The sequence below is a fragment of the Gallicola sp. Sow4_E12 genome, from assembly GCF_052116305.1.
Lineage (GTDB): Bacteria > Bacillota > Clostridia > Tissierellales > Peptoniphilaceae > JBQKLI01.
The window spans coordinates 1-26,701 of record NZ_JBQKLI010000004.1 but is presented as its reverse complement, the minus strand read 5'-3'; the positions used below and the strand labels follow the sequence as shown (position 1 = coordinate 26,701).

Here is a 26,701-nt window from a genome sequence, read left to right as displayed (position 1 = left end):
TGCTTCCACGAGGAAGCATTTTCTAGTTAATATAATTCAACGGATTTGTGTGGGATCCTCCCACTCTCACTTCATAATGAAGATGAGGACCTGTTGAATTTCCTGTAGACCCGATATAAGCTATCGTCTGTCCTTTTGATACTTTTTGTCCTATAGAGACATTAAAACCAGAACAATGAGCATAATATGTTTCTTTTCCATCAAAGTGGCGTAATTTTACTAAATTTCCATAAGTACCCATCGGTGCTGCATAAGTAATCACTCCGTCAGCAGAGGCTGCTATCGCCGCTCCGCTCGGTGCTGCTATATCTACTCCCATATGGAAGTCATGGCCTCCGAATGGATAGACCCGGAACCCATAATAGCTGGTTAAGTTATGGCTGCTTGGTACAGGCCATCCTAATGCTCCGGAACCCATAGAAACCGGCTCGGCATTTTGTACAGAAGATTTCTCTTCTTTTTTTTCTTGCCTATCAGGCTTTTCTTTTGCTTCTTCTTTTGCTTTTTCTGCCGCTCTTGCTTCTCTGGCCTCTCTTTCCGCCTTCTCTTTTGCTTGAGCTCTTGCTAAAGCTTCTCTCGCAGCTCTTGCCTTTGCTTCGGCAATAGCTTTTTTCTCTGCTTCAATATCGCCGTCGATCTTGGAAGCTTCGGCCTGAAGCGCCTCTACTTCTTCTTGAGAAGCCATTAAGGATCCTTCTAAAGCAGCCATTTTGTCTTGTTTTTTCGTTGCAGCATTTTCTAATTCAAGACTTTTTTCTTCCAAGTTCCGCTGTGCGATTTCAGCTGCGGTTTTCTCTCCTTGAAGTTCTGATTCCTTAACATCCAGCGTAATCTTATCGTGCTTCAAGCTATTTAAAATATCCTTGTCGTAATTGGAAATGTAGCTCATCATAGTCGCTTTCGACAAAAGATCATCTACGTTTTCTGTCCCCAGCAACGCTTCCGCATATCCTGTTTTGCTGTTGATATACATGGTTTCCAGACGTTTCTTAAACTCTTCTTCTCTTAGTGAAATACTGGACTTTAAATCGTCGATTTCCTTTTGCGTTTTCTCAATAGAAATTTTTAATGAATCAATTTCTTTTCTAGATTCTTCGATTTCTCCGCCCACTTTTTCTATTTCTATATCTAATACTGCAATTTCAGAATATAGCTCATCTTTTTGCGAAGATATGCTTTCAATCGTCGTGTTTTTTTCTTTAATCTGAGATTGCGTCTCTTCTTTCTTTTTATTTAATTCCTCTAATCTGCTGGCTGATGAAACACCTGGAGATAGTACAAACGCAGATACTAGCAATAGAGAAATTCCTTTTTTCATCCAAGTCTGATTCAAGTTTTCCTCCTTTAAACTTCTAAATGTTTTCTAACTGAAAATATAGAACCTAAAGCTCCAATTCCTACACCTAATGTAATTAATATTATCAAAATATTCGTCATAATCATAGCCGGATCAATTAGATAGCTCGATATTAAATTAAACACAGCTCTGCTGTAGTTCTCGAACAGATAATTATATAATAAGTATACAATTACAAATGCCAATGCTGAACCGATCAACCCGAAAACAATACCTTCAATTATAAAAGGAGATGTAATCATCGGATTGGATGCTCCGATATATTTTTTAATCTGAATTTCCTTAGATCTGGCAAAAACTGTAAGCTTAATCGTATTAAATATCGTGATAATCGAAATCAAAATCAATAAGATAACGACCGCGGCACCTGCATACTGCACATAAGTCGAAATAGTAACAATACGGTCTACCAAGTCTTGATAGTATCTTATCTCTGAAACTCCTTCCAAAGACTGGATGTTCCGGACAAAGGTATCTGTTTGTTCGATATCCCCCATTTCCACAACAAATGACTGGGGAAGAGCCTCCTGCATTCCTTCGACTAAATATCCGTCTTCTCCTAAGGTTTCTTGAAAATTCGCTAAAGCTTCTTCTTTTGATTTGTAGGTAACCGATAAAACTCCGGCTTGAGATTCTAAAAGATTTTTCATTTCTTCTATTTTAGGACCTGCCACCGAATCTTCCACAAATATTTCTATTTCATTTACTTTGTCTTTCACATCGACAACTGCTTGATTTAAATTCAAAACAGTAATTAATACGAATGCCAGTATTACCAGCGTTAAGAACATCGATAAAACAGAAGCAAACCCCATACTTCGATGCTGCCATAAGCCGGTAAAACCTTCCTTTACTCCTGCAAAAAATCTTCTAATACTTTTCATCAATAGGTTCCACCTTCTTCATCCCGAATCAGTTTGCCTTTAGAAAATTCCAACACCCTGTATTTTAAAGTGTCCACTATCTCTTTTGCATGTGTAATCATAATAATTGTCGTTCCTGCTTCGTTAATTTTCTGCAAAGCTCTAACTATCTCCCATGACGTTTCCGGATCTAGATTGCCAGTAGGCTCATCCGCTAAAAGAACTCTCGGTTTTGTCACCATCGCTCTTGCAATAGATAACCTCTGCTGTTCTCCTCCAGATAATTCTCTAGGATAGGATTTATTCTTTTCTTCAAGATTGACAGTTTCCAATACTCTGTCGATCGTTCTCTTTTTTAATTTGTTTGAAACTCCCATGATCTGCATGACATAATTTATATTGTCATAAACCGTCTTGTCTTCTAACAACCTGAAGTCTTGAAAAACCATCCCGATATTTTGGCGTACAAGGGGAATTCTGCGGCTTCGGATAGTTGTAATATCTTCCCCGTTAAAAAATAAGCTCCCTGCGCTCGGTTCCTCTTCTTTGAGCAATAGTTTGGCTATTGTAGATTTTCCCGCTCCGCTTGGGCCGATAACAAATACAAACTCGCCTTTTTCTATTTTAAAGCTGACATCATTAATTGCTACAATATCATTTTTATATTGTTTCGAAATATGTTTAAATTCTATCATTTATACCTCCCAAAGAATGACTTAATAAGTATACCATATTTGGAGGATTTTTTTCAGAACATGAGCAATATTGAGCACTTCCTGCAGAATGATGTATAATAAAATTAGAGCTGTAAAGGAGGTAGAAAATGGATAAAAAATCCTATCGCAAGAAGGTAAAAGAAGAAAGAGACAGGCTTGATAAAAGTATAAAAGAGAAATATGACGAAAAATTAAAAAACGATCTTTTATCACTTCCAGAAATCCAAAAAGCTGAGACGGTCTTCGCTTATTTAAATTTTGGATCCGAAATAAGTACAATGCCCATTATCAAAGAACTGCTGCAACAGGGAAAAGGAGTCTTTATTCCTTGGATAAATCAAGAAAAAAAGATTATGGAGCTGACGGAGCTGAGAGACCCTCTAAAAGAACTTCAACCCGGATACTATGGCATTCTAGAAATGAAAGAAGAATTTCTCAATCTTTATCACGGAGAAATCGACGTCGTACTGACGCCTGGTCTTGTATTTGACGAAAATTATTACAGAATCGGTTATGGCGGAGGTTTTTATGATAAATATTTTTCCGGTATCAATTATGAACCTTTTAAAATAGCCATGGCCTACAGCTTTCAAGTTGTAGAGGAACTGCCTCGTGAAGAATTCGATCAGCAAATTGATGCAATTTTAACTGAAAAAGGATTGTCCAGAAGATAAAGCTGTGATAAAATCTGTAAGTAAAAAAATGAAGGGGGATTGTATATGCAAAGATATGTAGGAACAACTGCTATGGGTCTTCGTGCACCTATTGTCAAAAAAGGAGAAGATCTAGCAGAAATCGTCTGTGACGTTGTTAAGAATACGGTAGAATCAAATGAGATAAAACTGCGGGACAAAGATGTTATTGCTGTAACAGAATCTTTATTAGCCCGATCTCAGGGAAATTATGTTGATATTTCTGCCATCACCAAGGATTTAAACAATAAGTTCGATAAAAAAATCGGCATTGTTTATCCTATTACAAGCCGTAACCGTTTTTCAATGATACTAAAAGCCTGTGCCAATACGGAAAAAGAAATCAATATCTTTCTAAATTACCCGTCAGATGAAGTCGGCAACGCCTTATTCGACGAATCTATTCTTTATGGATCCGATGTAAATATCTACAGCGATACCTTAACAGAAGAAGAATACCGAAAAATTGCCGGCGACAAATCAGTCCACCCGTTTACTGGTGTTGATTATGTAGAATTATATAAATCTTATGCTGTAAATGACAATATCAAGATTTATCTATCCAATAATCCATCGGATATTGTTGAGCTTTGCGATGAAATTTTAGTAGCAAATATTCACGATAGAAACTATTTAACTTCCCTATTCAAAAAACTAGGGGCAAAAACTGTTTACAATCTTTCCCATATCATGACAGAATCCATCGATGGATCCGGATATAACCCGGATTATGGTCTATACGGTTCAAATCTTGCCTCAGACCATTCTATAAAGTTATTTCCAAGGGATGCTCAAGATTTTGTGGAAAAGGTTCAAAAAACATTAAAAGAAAGCTATTCTAAAGATATCGAAGTAATGGTTTACGGTGACGGAGCCTTTAAGGATCCAGTAGGAAAAATTTGGGAACTCGCAGATCCAGTTGTTTCCCCAGGTTTTACAAAAGGACTAGAAGGAACACCGAACGAAATCAAAATTAAATATATAGCAGATACAAAATTTGATGCATTAAAAGGTGAAGATGCAGTCAAAGCGATCCGAGAAGAAATCAGCCAAAAAGAATCCAATCTTGTGGGAAATAATGCTTCTCTTGGTACGACTCCAAGACGAATCACAGATCTATTGGGATCTTTATCCGATTTAGTCAGCGGTTCCGGGGATAAAGGAACACCTATCGTTTTAATCCAAGGATATTTCGACAATTATGCTGATGAATAAAATAAAAAAAATCTAAAACTCAATGAGTTTTAGATTTTTTTTATTTTAAGCTGATTTCTAAAATATGATTGACTTCATCCCTATCATAAACCGGAAGAAGGGAAATATTTTCTCTCACCATTTCATTGTAGACAGCAGGACCTCCATACTCTTCCATGGGACATCTCCCCTTATATTCTAGAACTTGGGGATAATCATTTTCTAATATTGTATCCTCCAGTATCTCTATAGTATGTTTCCATAAATCTCCATTGTAATAATATCGGAACGTCTTATCTTTCAGCTCCCCCAGTTTTACTTGGTCTGAGAACATAAACTCGTATCCTTCTATCCGGTAATCGACTTCAGATAAAACGAACTCCTTTGTGAGAAAATAATATTCCTCTAGATCTTTCCAGCCCATGGCGGTCTGAAGAGCTCTATGCAGCTGCTTAAATGTATATTCTTTCGATATCTCCAGGATTCTTTCGACCGTTTCATCAACTTCTATCAATTGAACCTTTAGTTTTGTACCATCCACAGAATCCCTCCTATGTATATATATTGAAAATCAAACTCGCTCAAATCCAGAACATAGATATCGCAATCTTTTACTACTACATTCAACGTATAAATTAAGGGTAAATTTCTGGAAAAGAGCAAGTCTGATAATCAAACTGATTAATCTTATCTGCTGTTTAACTTTTTATTGCAATTCTCAATATCAAAAAACTGCACACCTCTATCTGCAAGGTATTTCCGAATTGACGCAGCTTCTGAGCAAAATGGGTCCTGAAGAGCTTCCGACATTTCCATATATTCTTCTACATCCATAGAAGAGGGAATATTCTCGCCATAAAACTCCGTAACTTGTACATTCGTTTTTTCTGCCGTTTTCGCTTCAAGGCTTAATTCCATCTTCCACAGCTCTTTCGATTTATGAGTATAGATACAAGAAGACAAATGATCCTCATATAACGAAATCGGTTCTAATACTCTGAATAATTCTTCATCGTCAGAAAATAAGCCGAAATTCGGATTAAAGTCCAGATTTTTTCCTTCTATATAATAATAAATATCCTGAAAGAAAAAGTCAAAAGACTGAAACACATCCCAATCCATCACAATAGAAATGATTTCATGAAGTTCGCGAAAACTAGTATCTTCTGATACTAGAATCCGCCTCCAAACACTATTGTTTCCTTGCAGCAATTGAATCTTAAATTGATACATCTTTTATAATTCCTGTATAGTTTAATTCCCACTGAATTCCAAATCGGTCTCTCACTCTGGCATACAGTTCGCTGAAAAAGGTCTCTCTCATATCCATCAGCACTTCGCCCTCTTTTCTAAGATAATGATACATTTCTCTCATCTCTTCTTCATGAGTAGCATCAATCACCACCGAAATGTTTTCTCCGGCTTCAGCCTCATATCCCGGAAGATTATCCGACATATAAAATGTATAGCCTTCCACCTCCAGTTCAGAATACAAAACAAGGTTTTTCGCATCCTCCGGCAGCTGATGCTCATCCGTAGGGGGAATCTCTCCGTATGTTTGGATTTTCGGCATAGGTTGTTTGAATAGTGTGCAGTAATATTCTATTGCCTCTCTGCAATCCCCGTTAAAATAAAGGTAAGTTCCAAATTTCATAATACTCTCCTTTGTTATCTATTTTGTCATTTATACCCGAACTCTTTCATAATAACCAATATAACAATTCAATTTATCCTTCTGCCTTATTGGCAATCTAAAAGTTCATCGACTACTCGTGTTTGTTTTCCTTTGTAGTAATACAATTTTGGCAGACGCTTTGACCAAAGGCATAAAATTTCATAGGGCGACGTTTCATAGGCCAAGGCAAATTCTTCCGCAGAAATTTCTTCACCTTTATCTCTCCCCATTAACGTAACCTTGTCGCCTACCTCGCAGTCGATCCCTGTTACATCAATCATCATTTGATCCATGCATACAAACCCTGCGATCGGTGCCTTCTTCCCTTTTACAATCACAGAAAACCGATTTGAAAGTCTTCTAGGATATCCGTCGGCATAGCCTATGGGAAGTGTTGCAATCTTTCTTATACTCTTCGCTGTGAATGTTCTTCCGTATCCTACTGTTTCTCCCGGACCGATTTCTCTTATATACACAATCTCTGCTTTTATTTCCATAGGATGCATTAGATTTAAAAGCTGATACTCAGAGCCGGAAAAGGGGTACACGCCGTATAAAATAATTCCCGCTCGAACGAGATCATGATGCATAAGAGGATCTTTTATAATCGCTGCAGAATTACAAACATGCTGAATAGGAATTTCAACACCTTCTTTATGCAATAGTTCGATAAAAGAATCGTATTTTTCATTTTGCGCCTTTGTAAAAGCATCATCCTCGTAAGAGATCGCAAAATGAGTATAGGCGCCTTCTATTCGAAGATTTTCTCCCTTGCAGGCTTCCGCAATTGCTTTTGCTTCCTTTTCATTCGGGTTAAAGCCTAAGCGGTGCATTCCTGTATCTACTTTAAGATTTACACGGGCAACTTTTTCAAGTTCTGCTGCCTTTTCTTCTAAAAACTTCATTTCCTCTACTCTTGAAACTGTAGCAACAAAATCTCCATAAATAATTTCTTCCGCCAGCTCCTTTTGAATTGCTCCAAAAATCAAAATATCGATGTTTGTAAAACGGCGGCGAAGCTGTCTTGCTTCCGACACGGTAGCTACAGCAAATTTCCGCACCCCGCAGCTGTATAATGTTTTTGTCACTTCTTCTACACCATGTCCATAAGCGTCTGCTTTTACGACACCTAAAATCTCTTTGCTTCCTACAAGCCGTTTTATTTCTTTGATATTATTTTCTAGCCGGTCTAAATGCACTTCCATCCATGCCGGACGTGTAATTTTAGTTTCCATAATCTCATCCCTCTTTTTTTGATTCTTCCTTTATTGTACAATATATACGGAAAGATATAAATAAAATATATTCGAAATTTAAATAGCATGAAAGGAAACGGAGGACGGAATGGAAAATAATATAAAAGATATTGCTTTGGTTATAGAAGGCGGAGGAATGCGGGGATCTTTTACTGCCGGGATTGTAAATACACTTTTGGAAGAAAAAATCTATTTCGACTACGTCATCGGAGTTTCTGCCGGTGCCAGCAATGCGGTCAATTATCTATCGCGAGATCAAAGACGTGTGAAGCGATCCTTCGTAGAAATTGTAAAAGATCCGAAGTTTGGAGGAATGGGAACCTTCATCCAGGGAAAAGGCTATTTCCATTCTGACTATATCTATAATTATATGTCCTTGGAGAAAACACTTCTTCCCTATGATTATAAAACCTTCGAAAAAAACAATGCAAAGCTTCGTATCGGAGCTTTCCAAAGAGATACAGGAAAAATGATTTACTGGACAAAAAAAGCAGTTCACGATACCAGCGACTTGATTACAATGGTAAGAGCCTCTTCTAGTCTTCCTGTCATTATGCCGCCCACCTTTTTTCGAGGCGAGTATTATGTAGATGGAGGTCTAGGACCAAACGGAGGAATCCCCATCGACCTTCCTATAAAAGAAGGGTATAAGAAATTTGTCATTATTAAAAGCAGACCCAAATCTTATCGAAAAGATCCTCCAAAACATATTCCTCTAATCCGAAGAGCTTTCCGCAAATATCCTCATCTTGTTCAAGCTATGGAAAAAAGATATTTAAACTATAATAAAAGTATTGATCTTATAGAAAAACTAGAAGACCAAGGAGACGCCTTTATAATCTATCCTAAAAAGATGATCGTCGAAAACAACTGCAGAGATTTTGAATTATTGGAAAAAAATTATTATTTCGGCAGAATACAAGGAAAAAGGGAAATAAAAGATTTAAAAAAATTTCTGGAAATAAATAATAAAACAAATAAAGAAGAGGAGTAAAAACTCCTCTTCTTTTGATATGTACTTACACTCCAACTGAAACTTTTAGCGCTCGATCAATCTCCAACAATATAGTATTGTCAAATTGGCCAATTTTGTCTCTTAGTCGTTTTTTATCAATGGTACGGATCTGCTCCAACAATACAACTGAATTTTTAGGCAGTCCGAATATGGATGCTTCTATGTTAACATGGGTTGGCAATTTAGCTTTATTAACCTGAGATGTGATGGCCGCTATGATCACAGTAGGACTGTATTTGTTTCCAATATCATTCTGGATAATAACCACAGGTCTAACGCCACCCTGCTCCGATCCAACTACAGGGCTTAAGTCGGCATAAAACAAATCTCCTCTTTTTATCTTCATACCACGCACCCTATTCGAAAGTCATGTTAAATTGTGCATTCATTCCATTATATAATTCCGACATTTATATTATAAATCTTAAGAGCCGTTTACGTCAAATATTATTACTTTCATAGCTTCTATTGAGGATATCTTTTATAATTCTTCCATTCTTTTTAATGTTTTGGGCAAATAGCGAATAATGTCAGAAGCGACCATTCCCATTTCTCCCAACTCTTCTTTTGCCAGATCTCCTGCAAATCCGTGGATATAAGCTCCCATTTTCCCGGCTTCCATGGTCCCATATCCCTGTCCCAGCAAGGCAAGAATAATACCTGTTAATACATCCCCGCTTCCTGCTGTTGCCATACCTGGATTTCCAGTGGTATTGATATAGACCTCTTCACCATTCGTTACTACAGTTTTTGAACCCTTTAAGAGCAACGTACATCCATATAACTTTGCAAAATGTTTCGCTGCAGATATCCGGTCTTTTTCTACCTCATCTACTGTTGTACCCAGAAGTCTTGCCATTTCCAAGGGATGCGGTGTAAGGATAATGTCTTGAGAAAGATCCGATACATAGGATAAGTCTTTTGATAGAGCATTTAGTGCGTCTGCATCAATTACAAAAGGTTTATCTGAATGGATTAGAATTTTTTTTACAAAGTCTGCTATCTCTTCTCCAGAACCCAGACCCGGTCCGATCCCTATAGCATCCATGTTTTTGATCTTTTCAAGAACTTCGGAACTTGACGCTGCATTAAAATCCCCGCCCTCCGTATGAATCGGAATGACAATAGTTTCAAGGCTTTTTATCTGCAGAATTTGGGAAATAGAATCCGGAACAATCGTATAGGAAAGCCCTGCACCTGAGCGAAGTGCTGCTGTCGAGCTTAAAAAACAGGAACCGCTCATTCCTGAAGATCCTCCTATAAGTGCTGCTCTTCCATAATCCCCTTTGTTGGAATCTCTTTTTCGTTTTTTTAATAATCCCGATATCTTCCTGTCTGCTTGCAGCGGATCTTTCAAAACTGCTGCCGCGATGCAGTATTCTCCATCATGGGCTATCGATAAATCCACTTCTTCATTTGAAAAGGGAATTTTTTCCTTGTTTAATATATTAAAATAAGGCTTTCCCATATCATCATGAAGAACTTCTACGCTGTCAAGCCCCATTTTCCAAATTCCTATCCCCATTGCTTTGCTAAGAGCTTCTTTTGATGCGAAATAGGAGGAAGCTGATTCTAAAGTGTTTTTATTTCGAAAGATTCTTTCCTGCTCTGCTTTCGAAAAAACACTGTCCAGCTTTTTCCGTTTTAAAATCTCTTTCAGACGGGATACCTTTACAATATCTACACCTATTTTCATTCTAATTCTCCTTTATGGATACTATTGCTGATGTAATATTCATCCAAAAGATCATAAAAATCAGTTAGATCTAAGGCCAAAAGCTCCTCTGGAACATAAACATCTCTTAAAAAGACCCGAAGTGCATTCTCTAAATTCCTCATACTTTCTATCGTGAAATACTGGATATGATAATCTTTACAGTAATAATGGAATATCATCTGAGTAAAGGTCCAAACAAGCTCTTCCTTGTCTTTTTCAGATAGATGCAGGGTCTTTATAATGTTTCTTACCCGATATACAACAGTGAACACGACAAACTCGCTAAACACTCTGATTTCCTCTTCTACAGTACCTTCGCAGATATCCATAATCATAGCAAGCACAAGATTCCACCTGAAATCTTCGTTTATTTTATCGGAAAGCCCTTCTCCAAACTGTCTCAATATTCTGTGATTATATTCAATTTTTCCTACTACTATTTTTTCACCAAAAGTAGAATCCGAATTTGCAATTACCGTTAAACGGTTTAAGATATGTATCACTTCACGATCGAAACTATCCGGCTTTGAAAACTGAATCTTTGCAAAGAGATAATCTACAACTAAATGAATAATATCTCTTAAATCCATTACCACGCCCAGTCTTTCCATAATCTGTATACTGTAGATATCATGAATCATTTGAGAGACCATCTGCTTAAACTGGTCTTTTGTAGAATCAATACGAGAAGTCCCTAGGCTGTGAAGTTTTTCATAGATTGTAAAAAGCTGATTGTCTATCATGGTAAGATTGTATTTAATGGAATACATCAAATCCCTAAGAAACTCTTCTCTCATCATAAAATTGAAATTCTTATAGAGTATCCTATGCTCAATATCACCCCAGAATACATTAACCATAGATTTTATCTGAAGCTCAAAGTTTATAGTCATACCATGATACGTATATTTCCCGTCGATTTTATATATTTCAAATCCATTCTGCTGATACTGCGGCTGCAACGCACGCAAATCAAGCAGAATATCTTTCTCTTTTTTCGTATAGTACCAGGTAGAATCTTCTGTTTGATTGAAAAGCTGACGGATTTCGTCGAATATTTCTCCCTCATCGTCATTAAAGCGGCATTCTATGCGAATCCCGATAATATCCGGCATAATATTTAGTATATCCTCCGGCTCTGTGCAGCGCAGATAATAATTTTGTCTGAGGATTTTTTCTTTTATGCTTTCTCTAGATTTGATGCGGTAACGAATGCTGATTAGTTCTTCCCGCCCCTTTAAAAGCTCCATAAAAAAAGTACGCAGATATCTCGATGCTAATTTTACTTCATTATTTTTTTCTTCTATTACCGCTGAGGCTTTATCAACAAATTCAAAAACACCGAGTTTCATAATATCTCCTTCTATATATCTCCTTGAAGAATAAACCAATCTTCATACAATTCTTCTTTTTCCTTTTCCAGAGTATCTATCCTTTTAAATACAACTTCTATTCTTTCTTTATTTTCATAAAACTCCTGGGTGAGGGATTCTTCCTGCAATGCTTTCAATTCCTCTTCGATTATTTCTATCTTTCCTTCTACAGCAAGTATTTCCTTTTTTTGTGATTTTAAACGCTGTTTTTCTTCTCTAGCTCTCTTTTTATCTTTTTGAATCTGGGTTTTTGATAACAGATCTTTTTCTTCTTCTGAAGTTTGTCCTTCTGTTTTTTCTTTATAATAATCATAATTCCCCAAAAACTCTGTGACCCCGGAATGTTCTAATAAAATAATCTTATCTACCACTTTATTAAGAAAATACCGATCATGGCTGATAATAAAACAAGTACCGGTATAGTCCTTTAAAGCGTTTTCAAGAGCTTCTTTAGAATCAATATCCAGATGATTGGTCGGTTCGTCTAAAAGAAGAAAATTCGTATTCGAAAGCATCAATTTTAACAAAGAAATCCTTGATTTCTCTCCTCCGCTCAGTTCATCTACAAGTTTGAAAATATCATCCCCCATAAAAAGAAACTTTGCTAGATAAGACCGGATCTCATAATGTGTTAAATAAGGAAATTCGTCCCATATTTCATCCACTACAGTTTTATCTGAATGCAGACTTCTCTGCTCCTGATCATAATAGCCTACATGAACTTGGCTCCCCAATACAACAGAGCCTGTATCCGGCTTCACTCGATTCATCATAATGTTAAACAAGGTGGTTTTTCCCACCCCGTTGTCACCGATAAGCCCGACCTTTTCCCCTTTGAATATTGTGAATTCTACCTCTTTAAATATTTCCGAACCATCGTAAGACTTGGAAATATCTTTTACTCGAGCCACATCTTTTCCGCTTTCTACTGCCGGTGAAAAGGCAAGATCAAAACTTCCGGATTCTTCCTCTGGACGGTCTTGAAAGCTCATTTTATCCAGCATCTTCTTTCGGGACTGTCCTTGGCGGATGAGCCTGGCATTTCCATAGCTTAAATATTTTTCAATAATTTCTTCTTGTCTCTTTCGTTCCTTCTGCTGATTATTATAAGTGTCCCAAAGGATTTTAAGCCTTGTTTTCCTTTCCACCATATAATCGCTATAATTCGTATTATAAATTTCAATCCTTTTATTTTCTAAATGAAAGATCCTATTTACTACAGCATCAAGGAAATAACGATCATGGGAAATAACAAAACACGTTCCCTCATAATCACGAAGAAAACTTTCTAAAAAAGATATAGCCTTCATATCCAAGTGATTTGTAGGCTCATCTAAAAACAAGAGATCCGGCTTCTTCAAAAGAAGCTGGGCAAGTTTTATCCTCGATTTCTGGCCTCCGCTTAAGGTAGAAATCTTTTCATCAAAATCTTCCGGCTGAAAACCAAGTCCTCTAAGCATGCCCTTTATTTGGGAATCATAAGAAAAACCCTGCCGTTCTGCAAACTCGTCTTGCAGACGCTGATATCTCTCTAGTATCGTATTTAAATTTTTTGAAGGATCTGCCATATCTTTTTCCAGCTGGCGGATCTCTTCTTCCATATCTAAAAGTTCTTGAAAAACTTCTAGGCAGCAGTTATAAAGGGTTTTATCCGGATCTAATTTCATTCCTTGCTTCAGATAACCGAACCGAATCCCCTTCATCCAATAAAGCTCTCCGCCGTCGCTGGACTGTTCTCCCGTTAAAATATCAAATAATGTTGTTTTCCCTGCTCCGTTTATTCCAACAAGCCCTATTTTATCTCCCTTGTTAATATTGAAAGATATCTTTGAAAGGACTTCTCGAGCACCATAGGATTTCTCGATATCCTTCGCTCCTAAAACGATCATTTCTAACCTCTTTCTTTCTCCCGACACATAAAAAGAGCGATGCAGATGCATCGCTTATGGAAATTTTATTTGACTCCAGGATAATCCTTCAGATTATTCATATAATAAGTCAATGTGTACAAACTCTCATCTAAATGAACATTCTCTAAAACTACTTTTTTCGGCAATTTTAAATCGATCGGCGCAAAATTCCAAATCCCTTTAATACCACCATCGACTAAAATTTCGCAAACCTGCTGCGCTTCGCTTGCGGGAATCGCAATTACCGCAATATCCGCTTCTTCTTCTTTCATAAAACTTTCCAAATCGCTGATATCTTTAACTTTTAAACCAGTGATCGTTTTACCCACTAAGTCTTCAGCATGGTCAAACAAACCTACAATATTAAAGCCGGAGTTTTGGAAACCTCTATAATTCAAAATTGCACGTCCAATATTTCCTACACCTATAATAATTGCTTTATACGATTTATCAATCCCGATAATCTTTTCAATTTCGTTTTTCAACTCTTCTACATTATAACCATATCCCTGCTGTCCAAAGCCGCCAAAATGATTTAAATCCTGTCGTATTTGTGATGCTGTCAAACCGGTTATATTACTTAGCTCTTGGGATGATACACGGATAATCCCTTTGTCTGCGATCATACCTAGATATCTGTAATATTTAGGCAGCCTTTTTACTACGGCTAATGATACTCTATTTCGCTGAGCCATAATACACCTCCCACTCTCCTATGATTTATGACTTCTATATACCTTGTTAAAACTACTACTTACTATTATAGCGTATTTCATAATATTATCCAATATTTTATCCAACTTGTAAATAGAGGAATCCTTTTCCTAAATTATTTAACGAATCTGATCTTCCAGATTAAAAATCAAAAACTCCCCGAAGGGAGTTTCTAAGCTTTTTAACTATGATTTAAGTCCAACTTCCTTAGATAATATATTCTTCGACGTATGGCTGAAAGAATATTTATTCTTATATCCGTCTGAGTAAACCCATTCTGATTTGTCATTTGGAATATAAATGATTCGGTATTCTCCTGTTTCTTCATGCTGATAAGCAAGCCCTAAGATTTTACCTTTGTTGAAAGGTTCCCCGTCTTCAAAATACAATACCAATATTTTCAATTTTTCAATGGTTGGGTTCGATTTATGATTATGGGTTCCTTTATTCGGAACAATTTTAAATTCCTCATATTTGAATTTATAATATGGAAAAGAAAGCAAATCCGAAAACTCTTGGGCACATAATTTGAATAGTCTGTCATCTTCCACGTATCGAATCCTGCGATTGGATTCCAATTCGAACAATTCTCTGCCTTCGTCGCAGACTACTGCAATTTTTTGCAGGGGACTGGATGCAAGACTGGCATTGTAATTTCGAAGTATTAATTCGCTGATCATATTTTCCCTCCGCCTTTATTTAAAAATTCTCTTTAGCCTAAATGATACTGCTAATCTATATCTATAATAATATCACAGATCGCTGATATTACCATTCTTTTTTATAGTCATAAGCAAAAAGAGACAGAAAATTCTGTCTCTTTAAAATTATTACTCTAAACCCATATATTTTAATACAACAGCACCCATAGACTTCGCAGCGATAGTCATAGCCTTTTCATTGATTTGGAATTTAGGATGGTGGTGAGGGAATGTCTCTCCTGTATCCAGTTTCGCACCGATATAGAAGAAACAAGCCGGTACAATTTTCGTATAGTATGCAAAATCTTCTGAGGGAGATTGAGGACCGGAGTCTAAAACTTCTTTCACTTCATCGATGTTGGCCTCTTTAATCGCCTCCACAGCTAATCGGGTCATTTCAGGATCGTTGTCTAGTACCGGATAGTCTGGAACGAAGTCTACTTCAACACCGCAACCAAATCCTGCTCCTACGCCTTTGCTGATCGTTTCTATCTGTTCTCCGATAAGCTTTTGAACATCATCGGACATACATCTTACATCTCCTACAATCGTCACACTGTCTTTGATAATATTAAAGGTTCCTTCTCCTCCAAAAGATCCGATTGTTACAACACCTGCATCAAAAGGATTCAAACGGCGGCTGACAATTGTCTGAAGAGCTACAACAACATGACATGCTGCAACGATCGCATCGTTAGCTTCGTTCGGCATGGCTCCATGACCGCCCTTGCCTTGAATTTTAACGGTAAACTTCGCTCTCGCTTGCTGGGTCGGACCTTCATGATAATATACATTACCTGTTTCCATCTGGCTCATAACATGGCAGCCGAAGATATTGTCTACTCCATCAAGAACGCCGTCTTTGATCATATAAGACGCTCCTCCCGGAGGAACCTCTTCTCCCAGCTGATGGATAACAACTACTTTACCCTTCAATTGATCTTTTAATTCGATTAAACTGTCTGCTAAAGCCATCATATAGGCAGTATGGGCATCATGTCCGCAAGCATGCATAATTCCTTTGTTTTGAGAAGCATAGTCAAGCCCTGTCTCTTCTATTATAGGCAAAGCATCGAAATCAGCTCGTATCGCTACTGTTTTTCCAGGATTTCCCGAATCTATCGTAACTTTTATACCAGTTCCGCCAACACCGGTCTCAACTTCTGCATCTTTTCCCTCATAAAATTTAGCGATAAACTTGCTTGTTTCTTTTTCTTCATAAGAAAGCTCAGGATGGGCATGAAGCCATCTTCTGTTTTCGATCATCTGCTCTTTTTTTTCTTCCAGTTTTTTGTAAAGTTCTTGCAATAACATAATTACCTCCTTATTCCCTCATGGAATTCTATTAATCTATTTGTACCCATTTTTATATATTTTATGTAGTTAGCTAAAAATTATCTCATTAAAGGGTATATATTATCTAATTCAAAAAACCAGGAGGCAAATATGAAAAGATGGAGATGCATTATCTGCAGCTATATTTATGAAGGAGATACACCGCCGGCTTTCTGTCCTGTCTGCGGTGCTTCCAGCGATGACTTTGAAATGAAATAAAACAAACTAAATATCCCATTCAAAAAAACAGCAGAGCAATTGCTCTGCTGTTTTTCTATGTACAATTTCTGTGCAGATTTCCCTTAAGATCTTTATTACTATACACAAAAACGAACATCCTCCACAAAGTCCATAAACCAGACGAACATATACATTTTTTTAATAATGCCGCTCTTTCTATTCATGCCACTCCACTGCCCCGGTAGTTAACAGGTATTTTCCAGAAACAACTTTTACTTCATTATTTTCTGAAGCACTCTTTATTAAGCTGCTGTCTGAAAGAAGCTGTGCTGCTGCTAATTCTGCATTAATCTCTGCAGTTTTTTCTACTAATTCTTTCCCTTCTAATTCCGATTCTTTCGCTCTAGCAACAGCCGGCTCGATATTATCTAAAAAAGCATCGATATGTTCGGTTGTATGACTATTTTCTGTATTCTGGTCTTTTTCCACTGCTGCTGTAACAGCTCCGCAGCTTTCATGGCCTAAAACTACGACAACTTTGCTATCTAAATGATCTACTGCATATTCTACACTGCCGATCTCTGCCGGATCCAAAATATTTCCAGCAACTCTTACTACAAAAATATCTCCCAGCCCCTGATCAAAAGCATGTTCTGGAACGACTCTAGAATCGGAGCAGGCAACCACAACTGCAAAAGGCTCCTGTCCTTCTACCAGTTCATTTCTTCTTGTTTCGCTTAAGTCGTTGTTTGCTTGATTGTTATCCACAAATCGTTGGTTTCCGTCTTTCAGAAACTGTAATGCTTCTTCAGGCGTTTCTGCTGTTTGTCTTTCTTCTGTTTCCTCTGTACTGATGACTTCTGAAGTGCTGTTCTCTTCTGCTGCTTCAGGCTGAGGCGACGTACATCCAGAAAGTGCGCCTATCATCATAATGGAAAATAGCACTGCGGCAATGGTTTTCTTAATCTGCATAATATTCCCTCCTATGATACTTCAATTTTTTTATATTATATCATGGAAGGATGATTCTTTCTACTTTGTAAATCCTTTAAGCTTTTATGGTTTTTACAAAATATAAAAATATAATTCTATATTTTAGTATATCAATGAATCATCATCTCCGCCACTATGTTCAGAATAATCTATTATTAAATCAAAAAAAAGCAGAAACATATACCCTTTTCTGCTTTAACTTCATCTTTTTTAATTCTATAGCTTATCTTAGTTAAATTCTTTATTAATATATTTTGCGGCGATAAGAATAATTTCTTTCATCATATCGTACTGATCTGCAATTTCTTCATATATGGAATCCTGATTCATAACTTCATTATGAAAATCTGTGTCTTCCAGTTCTGCAACATCCTCTATCCATTCATTAAAATAATAATCAGATAAAGGTTCCATACGTTCCGGCATTTCCTTTAGAACTTCTATAAAGTCTTTAAGCTTTTCATTGTCTGAAGCGACTGCATCATACATTTCTTTTGCCTTTATCATTCTTTCTTCAGCATTATTCATGGCAGTTCTCCTTTTATTTGTTTTTTTAGTTTTCCCTGCTGGTTAAACGTTCTATAACTTCTTCAGCATCTATCTCTTCTATTTGACTTATAATCTCCATATTCCCTATACGAGATTTTGGATCTTCGGTTTTTGTACTGTCAAAGCCGATAAGCCGATCGATAATTTTCTTTTCCTCATCTAGGATCCAGCCTTTTTCTTTATCTAACAAATAATAAATTTCCTTATCTCTTTTTCCAATTCTTTTTATATCTTTTAAATAATAATACTGGATCATGCTTTTCTCCTAATACGTTCACAAAGAAAGATCTTCCTAATCTTTAAGAATCAAATTTATAATAATACATTTTATTTGAATCTTCGTCAAAAACTGCAAAAATGAAATTCATAGAGGTACGGTTAAAAAGATCTGTATCATCTTTTGGATCCTTTGACTCGAAATGTCTGTCTTTAAAGAAATAATATCCGTTCTTAATTCGTGGAATCAGAGGTTTGATCTTTTCATCTGCAATTGTTGGCATTCTGCTCCATTCTTCCCCTTCTTTTTTCCCATAGTTTAAAATCTCGAGATTTTCCGTTAAGGGAAGGGGTTTCCATTCTTTATTTTCCTTATATTTGTCTTTTACATTTTCTTTTCCAAAGTCGATAACTGCAAAGGTCGTTCCATCTCCATGAAAACCGCCATGATCGTCCTCATAGGTAACAACTTTTCCAGAGTAAATATTAATATCGCTGTCGATACTTATCTTGCTTTCCTTTTTTGTTAAAAAGGTCAAAAGCCCTGCCAACAGAACAATTCCAATTCCAACAACTATAAAAATTTTTTTCATTGATTTCACCTCTATTCTTATTTTACCACCCAATATCTTCAAAAAGATTACGCTGGAATTTCAATAATATTACGATTCTTTTAGCTGCTGGAAGAGGACTGTCTTATATCTATAATATGATCGATAGCCACAACCATCCCTACAAATAACAGCTCATACTCTTCTTCTATGATCTCTAAATGATAGCTGTCTCCCCACACAAGAAGCTCCCTGTCTATTCGTCCGATGATACGACCTCCCTTGTATACTGCAAATTTATGGTCAATAATATTTCCTTCAATATAAATCCCTAGTTCATAAGGTTCTATGTCTATTTTCTGCCTTAGAAATGTGAATCTGGATTTCATAACGATTTCTTCACCCGTATGAAAGGAGAGATAAAACACAGGAAGAAAAGATAAAATCTTACGGTCTACTTTGCAGACAGGATTTCCTTCCTGATCGCTGATCACGACAGACAAACCTAATAATTGAAAATCCTGATCTACATGATAAACTGCATTCCCAGATTCGTCTAAGACAGGATAATGATCTGTAATTTTAAATACTTTTTGTTTTATAAATAAGCTTTTCATTCTTCACCCTCATCTTTCTTCGTTCTGTTTAATAGAGAACGTACTGCCTTTGCAAAGGCTTTTGGATTATCCACATGGGCATTGTGTCCTGCTCCCTTTACAAAAACAAACTTCTTATCTGGAGCTTCGATCTCTTCGATATATTCTTCTACAGCTACAAATGGCGTTATCCAATCGCTAGTTCCAGAAATATAATAGATCGGTACTTCATATTTTTTAGACAGTTCTCGAATATCAAATTTAAAAAATAGAAAATCCACTAAATTTCTTTGTATATCTGCAAAATCCCTTGATTCTATAAGAATTTTTTTATACCATCTAAAATCTTCTTTGTTCATCTCCGGCGAGCTGATCCCCATCCACAACATTTCCCGGCCCTTTCGCACTTCTTCTTCCGGGAGATATGCGGCCGCCACTTTTCGAATACGAAGGAGCTGTTTCTCATTAATTTCTCCAATATCCTTTGCTTTGTTGAAATCATCGAAGAGCAGACCCAGTTCTTTAATATACTTCTCATTTCCATCTTTATGAGCTTGCCTCATGGCTTCATGAACTGCCTTTTCTTCTCCAGTAGGATCGATAACCTGTCCCAGCCCGATATAGGCGCGTATTTTCTCAGGATGTTCTTGTATATATATGCTTCCGATTACCGATCCCCAAGAATGCCCCATAATAATAATCTTGTCTTGATGAAAGCGGTTTCGGATATAGTCCACTACTTCATCTAAATCTCTCAAGATTTCATCTACAGTAATTTTATCTGTTCTAAATCGTTCTTGATTTGCATAAAAGGTTCTGCCGGAGCCGGGCTGATCCCAATTCACGAAAGTATAATCCTTCTCCAGTTCCCTCTGATAATGGTGGGATACAAAAGAATGAGGGCTTCCTGGTCCTCCGTGAAGGAAAAGTATAACAGGATTTCTCACATCTTCCCCTCGAAACTGAAAATACTGCATAATTCCGCCGATGGATTTAAAACCACATTCCTGAATCCCGTTTTCCGACTGAATACGGATCTTTTTCTTATAGTCCATTCGAATAAAGGCTATAAAGGCAGTAAAAGAAAGAGAAAACCCTGCGATTCCTAATCCAATCTTTTTTAATAAATTATTCTTTTTATTTCTGTCCATTATTTTATCCCCTGAGCTTATATTTAATAGATTTCTACATATATGTACCCTAATTTATCCTTTATAAATACATAAAAAAAGACCAGCTGACGCTGATCTTTTATCTTATTCCCATTTAATCGTCGCTGGTTCAACATAGTTAATCACACATGTATCACAAGCAGCCGCAACATCAGCCATACCAGAGATAACATTGTATAATGAACCTTGGTGAGATCCACCAAACATTACTTCTGAGAAGAATTTACCTTCTCCACCTTCTAATAAATCATCTTGAGTTAATTTGTCTTCAGTAAAATATTCAATCATTCCAGAAGTTGGAATTACAAAACCTGAAGTAGAAGACTCAGATACAAATGACATTTTTTTGCCTTTGATATTGTCAATCACATATTCGCCTTTATCATTTTTGTATTCTTCAGCGTTTGCTTCTAATACGTTTAACCATGAATAGTAAACTGCATCTTCTAAAGTACCAGATTTACCAGAAACAATTACTAAAGGTTCAACTTTTTCATTTAATTCACGTGCTTGAACATATCCTTGTCCACCCATGAAAGCTAAGTTACCTTGACCAGATGCGATTGCTTCAATTGCAATATTGTAATCAGTTGTTGTTAAGTTTTTAACTGTTTTACCTGTAGCTTCTGAAATTAAAGTAGAGATTTGTTCACGAGAAGATTCTAAATCAGCACCTGACTCGTTAGGATACCAAACAATTGTTAATTCTTCTTGAGCTGAAACACTTAGACTTGGAGCAACAACACCACTAACTACTAATAGTACTAATTGAGCTAACATCGCTTTAATTTTTTTCATCAAAGAAACCTCCTAATATTTTTGTTACATCTGTACTTTAACAATCCAATTTAATTATTACGTAAAATTAATATAAAAATTTAGCCCATCTGTAATTTTTTCGTAAATGCAAAAAAGGATTGCGTGTGCAATCCTTTGACACAATTATTTCCCATGGATTTCTCACTAATTTATTAATCAAATGAATTTGGATAAATAATTCATTTGATGAAGCTCAACTTAGAATTTTTCAACAAAAAATGATATAATTAATATGTTATATAAAAGGAGGCGGATTATGAGAAATTTATTGATTACGACCTTAGTCACGATTATTATGAGCTATATACTACCTGGAATTGCGGTTGAAAGCTTTATGAGTGCCTTGTTTTTTGCTTTTATTCTAGGAATAACTACTGGGATAGTTGGAAAAATCATAAAAACATTGGGATGTCTGTTAACGATTCTTACCTTAGGGCTTTTTAACCTTTTTGTTAACGTTGCTATGATCTAATTGGCCGATAATTTTGTCAATGGTGTTCACATTGATGGTTTGCTAACTGCTATTATTTTATCGATTGTAATCAGTATCTTTGCAACAGGCGAAACTGAAGCTAATCGAAATACAAATCAAAAAAAATAAATTAAGCCAGACTCAATGTATAATTGAGTCTGGCTTTTTTGTTACATATTAAATATGATATATTTAAAGTTTTTCCATAAAATCTATATAATTGATAGTCACTTAATTCATTTTTTTATTATTTATAAACTTAATTTTTTACCATCAACCGTTGCTATGAATATTGTATGGATTTGTTTGTTACTTTTGAATTCATAACGGTCATTGGATCTTAGAGAATAGAAATTAATCTCCTCTTATAAAATTACTTATTATTTTCTATAAATACATTAACTGTTTTTCTTACTTCTGCATCATTCCCCCTCAACATATGACCGCCACTTTTAAATATTTTCATAGTAAGATTTGGAAATCTGCTTGATACATTCACCATTTTATTTACATCCGTTAGTTTGTCATCTTCAGCTTGCATTATCAAGACAGGTACCTTTAGTGATTCAATATTATAATCATCAAAATTGGCTGCCATATCTGGATTATTGACCTCGCTATCTAATTTTATGCCGATTTTTTTCTTATCAATTGGCAACATCGATTTAATAATATCTTTGTCCATTCCCATAAATTTATTGAATAATGGACTTAATAAGTACATAGGATAGTTATTAACTAATACATCTGGTGGCCCCTGTTTATAATTCACTTTTTCAACTTTTGACATTTCAGGCATTGCCGATGAATATAAAATCAGTCCCTTACATCTTTCTGGATAATCTAAGGCAAATCTAATTGCTAGCGTTCCTCCAGCTGAAGCTCCCATAATAAAGACTTTATCTATATTTAAATAGTCTAAAAGTTCAACGTATGCTTTTGCTTGTTCTTTAGGAGTCCCATCACCCTTTATATCACTATTTAAGTATCCAAATCTTGAGGGCGCGATTATTCTCAGATTGTTTGATAAATTAGCTATATTTTCATACCCCTGATCAAATCCTCCAAATAAACCATGATTAGAAAGGATTATCTCACCCTCACCCTTATCTAAATATTCCATTTTTCCGTACGATAAATTTGCAATCTTAGGCTCATATTTCTCTAAGTTTTTATTCGCTTGTTCCAATGATTTATCCATGTTAATCTTCATAAACAATAAATAAAATAATATGATAAGCAATATGAATTTAAATACCACTTTCATTTCTTTACCTCATATCTATCACAAAAATCGTTCATTATTTCTGATAGTTCTTTCTCTCCTTCATTAATGGACTCGATATTTGTATCATATTTCTGAATTAGAAAAAATATTGGAGTATAAAAATTTATGGCCATTGTTTGAACATCATCCTTTATAAAATAATCATTGTCCATTAGGTATTGAAAAACTATTTTTTGATATTCAATAGGAGATTTAATGAATATTTCCATATATAAATCATCAATTTCTTGATTGTTATATCGGTCTTTTAGTAGCATCTTCCTGAAGTTTGAAGCGACTGGATCCAATAAATGATACTTGAATAAATCTATTGCTATATTTATAATTTCTTCCCTACTTTTATCAGCATATACTTTAGAATTTTCTCCGTTTTTTGGTAAAGACAAATTTTCTCTTTTTTCTTCTAACTGGCATCTAAAATATTCTATGCAGTGACTAAAAATATCTTGTTTACTTTTATAATGCTTATAAAGGCTTGGTGCCTTTATCCCTACATTTTCTGCTAATTCATTTAGTGATATTTCATTGAAACCCTTCATAGCAAATAGTTTTAATGATTCTCTTAAAATTTTCTCCTTCGTCTTCATTCCATACCCCCTTATGCTAATGTTCATTAGCCAACTCAATTATAAGCTAATATTCATTAGCTTGTAAATAACATTATTTAGTCAAAATAAATTAAGCCAGCTCAATGAATAATTGAGTCTGGCTTTTTTGTTACTTATTAAATAAGATAGTTGAAAATATTGTTGTCGACTTTATCTGTTTTTGTTACAATTCCCATTCTTCTCATCGAGTAACGAAATGTTTCTTCTCGTCATATTTCTGTTCTTGATACACAGATGAGCCGTCTTCAACTCTGCCATCGCTTTTCGGTTCCAATATATATTATATTAACTACTATGGAGATTCAAAGTATTTTGTTATCTATTGACAATTTACATTTAATTTGATAAACTATGAATGAATAAAATATTTATTCATTCACTGGTGAAAAATAGGAGGACTAATACCTTGGATAAAAAACAAGCATTAAAGACAGCTGGCTATGAGCTCTTCTCGAAAAAAGGATATACAGCAACTGGTATTACAGAGATTGCCAAGCAAGCTGGAGTCGCAGTAGGTTCATTTTATAACTATTATGAGAGTAAAGAATCTATTTTTTTAGATGTATATGTAGATGAGAATAACCGAGTACGCCAAGCGATTATAAGCGAAATTGATTGGGAAAATGATATGGTAGAACTTATTAGCCATTTTTTCAAACTGTCACGAAATTTAATTTCTTCTAATAAAATTCTTATGGAATGGTACAATCCTGCTATTTCTGATGAGTTGCATAACTATTATTCCTCGGAAGAAGGCAAAGCAGCAAATCCTTTTCATCAGTTTTTAGTGGAGACCTTTACTAATCGAATGATAGCAGCAGGATGTTCACATGAACAAATTCAAGGTATTCTACAGGTTTATAATTTGTTTTACTACATGGATATGAACATCACAGAAGATAACTTCCCGAATATTAGCCAAACGCTTGAAACTCTTGCAACTAACTTCGTTAAAGGCGTTCTTAAATAAAGAATTTACTTCTTTATTTTTTGCAAAAATATGAATGAATTTATATTATATTCACTCAATAATGAAAGGAAATATTTTTATGAACAAACAAGGAGTTAAAAAAATGAATGGATTAGGTATTACAGGAATTTCTATCGCCGTTATTGGTGTTTTGGCCATTATATGGGGAACTACGCTACAGCCACTTGATTTATCAAGCCCTGATTTTATGTCCTTTGCAGCTGGAGGCATGATTTTACTGGCAATAGGGTTGTGCATGATTGCCGGCTTGCCTGCCATCCTGCAAATTGCAGGCATTTGGTTGGCAGCAGTGACTACCATGATTTATATTTACAGTCTGCCCGATACGGATTTGATAATAAAAGTGATTGGCTTTATTCCTGTTATCGCATTGGCTTTTTGGCTATCTTTTAAATTTTGGAAATGAAGCGAAATGAGGTAAATAATGAAAAGAGGTAAAAAAATGTTGATAATTATTATATCTATTTTGGTAGCAATATGCCTTATTGCTTGGGGTGTGACCACCTATCTTGGACGTAGTCAAACTTTGTCGGTTAAATCCATTGAAAATCTCAATGGTGACCTTTACTTAATACACTTGACGAAACCTGACAATATGACATGGAAAGCCGGCTCTTTTGCTCAATTTGCATTACATGATGTTAAGGAGAGCAATCAAGAAACTACCGATGCGGTATCCGGTGCTACAATGAGCAGTGATAAAAACAAACAAAACAGTCGCTGGCTAACAATAGCTTCCAATCCTGATGAAAATGAAATTCTTATTTTGACACACAATAGTGGTAGTCTGTATAAGAAAAGTTTGACCAGTTTACTAGCAGGAAGTAAGGTTGATATAAGCTGGGTTGACTCTCATTTATCTGTTGCAGATGGTGAAGAACCACTTGTTTGTTTTGCCTCTGACGTTGGTATTGCAGCAGTACGTCCAATTATTAAAGAGTGGGCTGGCAAACGGGATATAATCCTCAATCACTTAGATAAGGGAGTAACTATCTTTGATGAAGAAATGAGAAAGTTGTCAGATAAAACGACAAATTTGACATATGAAACCAGTAACGACCTTAATGAAATCCAAACACAATTGAAAAATTCTGTAGATAAGTATGGCAACAAAGCGACGTATATCTTATCTGGTCAACCTGAAGATGTTGAAACCATGAAGAAGTTTCTTTTGGAAAATGGAATTGAAAAATTGAATATTAAAGTTGATAGTTTTACTGGATTAAAATAGTCGTTGTCAGTTTAAATTATCATTTCAAGATATTTTTAGAGAATGTTGCATTATCATTTTGAAAATGTTTGAGTGAATAATTGAAATCAACAAGCTGTTTGTTAATGGCTATATTTAGATTGAACTACTCTGAAATTTGAAATAAAACCAATCTAACAATTCTAATTTATAAACTTTAGCTTCAACAATAATCATTAATCCAAAAAATTTATGGCAAAATAATTTAGTTGAGATAACACGAAACAGAGCCGATAATGTACGATTTAGGATCATACATTATCGGCTTATTATGCTTTTGATGCTTGGTATAAAGTCAAAATTTGGTCACAAAGTTTAACCTAATACTCCAGTAAATTTTAATTTATATTTTTCTGGTTAAGTACACCATGTCAATTAACTGAATGCCTGGACTGTCAACACTAAACTAGACAACTTCCTTAAGAAGTTTGCTTCTATACGCAACCGGACTCAAATATCCCAATGAAGAATGTATCCTAATATTGTTGTACCAGTTTAC

Annotated in this window: 32 protein-coding genes; 8 read left to right on the top strand and 24 right to left on the bottom strand. The window is 35.6% G+C overall.

Annotated elements, in window-relative coordinates:
* Window positions 1-22: 22 nt before the first annotated feature.
* From ACTQ46_RS03150 to ftsE, 3 genes are read right to left on the bottom strand one after another with little or no spacing between them, the layout of a single operon-like run.
* Window positions 23-1,333, bottom strand: coding sequence for a murein hydrolase activator EnvC family protein (locus tag ACTQ46_RS03150; RefSeq protein ID WP_441747430.1), 1,311 nt, complete (start codon window positions 1,331-1,333; stop codon window positions 23-25).
* An 11-nt stretch (window positions 1,334-1,344) separates the two neighbouring features.
* On the bottom strand, window positions 1,345-2,241 hold the full coding sequence (ftsX, locus tag ACTQ46_RS03145; RefSeq protein WP_441747429.1) for a permease-like cell division protein FtsX: 897 nt from the start codon (window positions 2,239-2,241) through the stop codon (window positions 1,345-1,347).
* Entirely contained in the window at window positions 2,241-2,915 is a 675-nt protein-coding gene (ftsE, locus tag ACTQ46_RS03140) for a cell division ATP-binding protein FtsE (RefSeq protein ID WP_441747428.1), read from the bottom strand. The genes ftsX and ftsE overlap by 1 nt, the downstream gene beginning before the upstream one ends.
* Window positions 2,916-3,043: 128 nt before the next feature.
* Here ftsE and ACTQ46_RS03135 point away from each other — a divergent pair, with 128 nt between their 5' ends.
* Together ACTQ46_RS03135 and ACTQ46_RS03130 are read left to right on the top strand one after the other, a co-directional pair.
* Complete coding sequence (locus ACTQ46_RS03135; RefSeq protein ID WP_441747427.1) at window positions 3,044-3,610, top strand: 5-formyltetrahydrofolate cyclo-ligase; 567 nt, start codon at window positions 3,044-3,046, stop codon at window positions 3,608-3,610.
* Between the two features lie 45 nt (window positions 3,611-3,655).
* Window positions 3,656-4,843 (top strand): coenzyme F420-0:L-glutamate ligase, encoded by a 1,188-nt coding sequence (locus tag ACTQ46_RS03130; RefSeq protein WP_441747426.1) that lies wholly within the window; start codon window positions 3,656-3,658, stop codon window positions 4,841-4,843.
* 40 nt (window positions 4,844-4,883) lie between these two features.
* Here the strand turns inward: ACTQ46_RS03130 and ACTQ46_RS03125 are convergent, their stop codons facing one another.
* The 4 genes from ACTQ46_RS03125 to alr form a co-directional block, all read right to left on the bottom strand.
* Complete coding sequence (locus ACTQ46_RS03125) at window positions 4,884-5,363, bottom strand: plasmid pRiA4b ORF-3 family protein (protein WP_441747425.1); 480 nt, start codon at window positions 5,361-5,363, stop codon at window positions 4,884-4,886.
* 146 nt (window positions 5,364-5,509) lie between these two features.
* Window positions 5,510-6,055, bottom strand: a complete 546-nt coding sequence (locus ACTQ46_RS03120) for an IS1096 element passenger TnpR family protein (RefSeq protein WP_441747424.1) — start codon at window positions 6,053-6,055, stop codon at window positions 5,510-5,512.
* Entirely contained in the window at window positions 6,042-6,476 is a 435-nt protein-coding gene (locus tag ACTQ46_RS03115) for a VOC family protein (RefSeq protein ID WP_441747423.1), read from the bottom strand. The genes ACTQ46_RS03120 and ACTQ46_RS03115 overlap by 14 nt, the downstream gene beginning before the upstream one ends.
* Before the next feature lie 86 nt (window positions 6,477-6,562).
* Complete coding sequence (gene alr, locus ACTQ46_RS03110; RefSeq protein ID WP_441747422.1) at window positions 6,563-7,732, bottom strand: alanine racemase; 1,170 nt, start codon at window positions 7,730-7,732, stop codon at window positions 6,563-6,565.
* A gap of 109 nt (window positions 7,733-7,841) precedes the next feature.
* Between alr and ACTQ46_RS03105 the strand changes: the two genes are divergently transcribed.
* Window positions 7,842-8,747: a patatin-like phospholipase family protein gene (locus tag ACTQ46_RS03105; protein WP_441747421.1), complete on the top strand. Its 906-nt coding sequence runs from the start codon at window positions 7,842-7,844 to the stop codon at window positions 8,745-8,747.
* Window positions 8,748-8,772: 25 nt separating this feature from the next.
* Here the strand turns inward: ACTQ46_RS03105 and ACTQ46_RS03100 are convergent, their stop codons facing one another.
* The 7 genes from ACTQ46_RS03100 to ACTQ46_RS03070 all read right to left on the bottom strand — a co-directional run bounded on the left by ACTQ46_RS03100 (window position 8,773) and on the right by ACTQ46_RS03070 (window position 16,497).
* Window positions 8,773-9,114, bottom strand: coding sequence for a type II toxin-antitoxin system PemK/MazF family toxin (locus ACTQ46_RS03100; RefSeq protein ID WP_441747420.1), 342 nt, complete (start codon window positions 9,112-9,114; stop codon window positions 8,773-8,775).
* 135 nt (window positions 9,115-9,249) lie between these two features.
* Window positions 9,250-10,464 (bottom strand): NAD(P)H-hydrate dehydratase, encoded by a 1,215-nt coding sequence (locus tag ACTQ46_RS03095; RefSeq protein ID WP_441747419.1) that lies wholly within the window; start codon window positions 10,462-10,464, stop codon window positions 9,250-9,252.
* Window positions 10,461-11,837: a GTP pyrophosphokinase gene (locus tag ACTQ46_RS03090; protein WP_441747418.1), complete on the bottom strand. Its 1,377-nt coding sequence runs from the start codon at window positions 11,835-11,837 to the stop codon at window positions 10,461-10,463. The genes ACTQ46_RS03095 and ACTQ46_RS03090 overlap by 4 nt, the downstream gene beginning before the upstream one ends.
* 11 nt (window positions 11,838-11,848) lie before the next feature.
* Complete coding sequence (locus tag ACTQ46_RS03085; RefSeq protein ID WP_441747417.1) at window positions 11,849-13,747, bottom strand: ABC-F family ATP-binding cassette domain-containing protein; 1,899 nt, start codon at window positions 13,745-13,747, stop codon at window positions 11,849-11,851.
* A gap of 65 nt (window positions 13,748-13,812) precedes the next feature.
* Window positions 13,813-14,463, bottom strand: a complete 651-nt coding sequence (locus ACTQ46_RS03080) for a redox-sensing transcriptional repressor Rex (RefSeq protein WP_441747416.1) — start codon at window positions 14,461-14,463, stop codon at window positions 13,813-13,815.
* Between the two features lie 204 nt (window positions 14,464-14,667).
* Window positions 14,668-15,162, bottom strand: coding sequence for a hypothetical protein (locus ACTQ46_RS03075; RefSeq protein ID WP_441747415.1), 495 nt, complete (start codon window positions 15,160-15,162; stop codon window positions 14,668-14,670).
* Window positions 15,163-15,312: 150 nt separating this feature from the next.
* On the bottom strand, window positions 15,313-16,497 hold the full coding sequence (locus ACTQ46_RS03070) for an amidohydrolase (protein ID WP_441747414.1): 1,185 nt from the start codon (window positions 16,495-16,497) through the stop codon (window positions 15,313-15,315).
* 132 nt (window positions 16,498-16,629) lie between these two features.
* On the opposite strand from ACTQ46_RS03070, the gene ACTQ46_RS03065 reads away from it, so the two are divergent.
* Entirely contained in the window at window positions 16,630-16,737 is a 108-nt protein-coding gene (locus tag ACTQ46_RS03065; RefSeq protein WP_441747413.1) for a rubredoxin-like domain-containing protein, read from the top strand.
* Window positions 16,738-16,914: 177 nt separating this feature from the next.
* Here ACTQ46_RS03065 and ACTQ46_RS03060 read toward each other — a convergent pair whose 3' ends face one another.
* The 7 genes from ACTQ46_RS03060 to ACTQ46_RS03030 all read right to left on the bottom strand — a co-directional run bounded on the left by ACTQ46_RS03060 (window position 16,915) and on the right by ACTQ46_RS03030 (window position 21,573).
* A complete protein-coding gene (locus ACTQ46_RS03060) occupies window positions 16,915-17,670 on the bottom strand; it encodes a carbonic anhydrase (RefSeq protein ID WP_441747412.1) in 756 nt (251 codons plus the stop codon).
* 249 nt (window positions 17,671-17,919) lie between these two features.
* A complete protein-coding gene (locus tag ACTQ46_RS03055; RefSeq protein ID WP_441747411.1) occupies window positions 17,920-18,219 on the bottom strand; it encodes a DUF4298 domain-containing protein in 300 nt (99 codons plus the stop codon).
* Between the two features lie 25 nt (window positions 18,220-18,244).
* Window positions 18,245-18,496, bottom strand: coding sequence for a hypothetical protein (locus ACTQ46_RS03050; protein WP_441747410.1), 252 nt, complete (start codon window positions 18,494-18,496; stop codon window positions 18,245-18,247).
* A 43-nt stretch (window positions 18,497-18,539) separates the two neighbouring features.
* Window positions 18,540-19,049 (bottom strand): hypothetical protein, encoded by a 510-nt coding sequence (locus tag ACTQ46_RS03045; RefSeq protein ID WP_441747409.1) that lies wholly within the window; start codon window positions 19,047-19,049, stop codon window positions 18,540-18,542.
* Between the two features lie 80 nt (window positions 19,050-19,129).
* Window positions 19,130-19,624: an LURP-one-related/scramblase family protein gene (locus tag ACTQ46_RS03040; protein WP_441747408.1), complete on the bottom strand. Its 495-nt coding sequence runs from the start codon at window positions 19,622-19,624 to the stop codon at window positions 19,130-19,132.
* Window positions 19,621-20,754: an alpha/beta fold hydrolase gene (locus ACTQ46_RS03035; RefSeq protein ID WP_441747407.1), complete on the bottom strand. Its 1,134-nt coding sequence runs from the start codon at window positions 20,752-20,754 to the stop codon at window positions 19,621-19,623. The genes ACTQ46_RS03040 and ACTQ46_RS03035 overlap by 4 nt, the downstream gene beginning before the upstream one ends.
* A 105-nt stretch (window positions 20,755-20,859) precedes the next feature.
* Entirely contained in the window at window positions 20,860-21,573 is a 714-nt protein-coding gene (locus tag ACTQ46_RS03030; protein WP_441747406.1) for a phosphate/phosphite/phosphonate ABC transporter substrate-binding protein, read from the bottom strand.
* Window positions 21,574-21,850: 277 nt separating this feature from the next.
* On the opposite strand from ACTQ46_RS03030, the gene ACTQ46_RS03025 reads away from it, so the two are divergent.
* Window positions 21,851-22,066, top strand: a complete 216-nt coding sequence (locus ACTQ46_RS03025; RefSeq protein WP_441747405.1) for a phage holin family protein — start codon at window positions 21,851-21,853, stop codon at window positions 22,064-22,066.
* Between the two features lie 373 nt (window positions 22,067-22,439).
* On the opposite strand, the gene ACTQ46_RS03020 is transcribed toward ACTQ46_RS03025, so the two are convergent.
* Both ACTQ46_RS03020 and ACTQ46_RS03015 read right to left on the bottom strand, forming a co-directional pair.
* Window positions 22,440-23,267 (bottom strand): alpha/beta fold hydrolase, encoded by an 828-nt coding sequence (locus tag ACTQ46_RS03020; protein ID WP_441747404.1) that lies wholly within the window; start codon window positions 23,265-23,267, stop codon window positions 22,440-22,442.
* Window positions 23,268-23,329: 62 nt separating this feature from the next.
* Window positions 23,330-23,941 carry a TetR/AcrR family transcriptional regulator gene (locus tag ACTQ46_RS03015; protein ID WP_407108621.1) on the bottom strand — a complete coding sequence of 204 codons (612 nt, stop codon included), beginning with the start codon at window positions 23,939-23,941 and terminating at the stop codon, window positions 23,330-23,332.
* 427 nt (window positions 23,942-24,368) lie between these two features.
* Between ACTQ46_RS03015 and ACTQ46_RS03010 the strand changes: the two genes are divergently transcribed.
* The 3 genes from ACTQ46_RS03010 to ACTQ46_RS03000 all read left to right on the top strand — a co-directional run bounded on the left by ACTQ46_RS03010 (window position 24,369) and on the right by ACTQ46_RS03000 (window position 26,184).
* On the top strand, window positions 24,369-24,932 hold the full coding sequence (locus ACTQ46_RS03010; RefSeq protein WP_441747403.1) for a TetR/AcrR family transcriptional regulator: 564 nt from the start codon (window positions 24,369-24,371) through the stop codon (window positions 24,930-24,932).
* 79 nt (window positions 24,933-25,011) lie between these two features.
* Window positions 25,012-25,359, top strand: coding sequence for a hypothetical protein (locus ACTQ46_RS03005; protein ID WP_441747402.1), 348 nt, complete (start codon window positions 25,012-25,014; stop codon window positions 25,357-25,359).
* An 18-nt stretch (window positions 25,360-25,377) separates the two neighbouring features.
* Window positions 25,378-26,184, top strand: a complete 807-nt coding sequence (locus ACTQ46_RS03000; RefSeq protein ID WP_441747401.1) for a hypothetical protein — start codon at window positions 25,378-25,380, stop codon at window positions 26,182-26,184.
* Window positions 26,185-26,608: 424 nt separating this feature from the next.
* Here the strand turns inward: ACTQ46_RS03000 and ACTQ46_RS02995 are convergent.
* A partial coding sequence (locus ACTQ46_RS02995; RefSeq protein WP_441747529.1) for an IS3 family transposase occupies window positions 26,609-26,701 on the bottom strand: 93 nt, incomplete at its 5' end.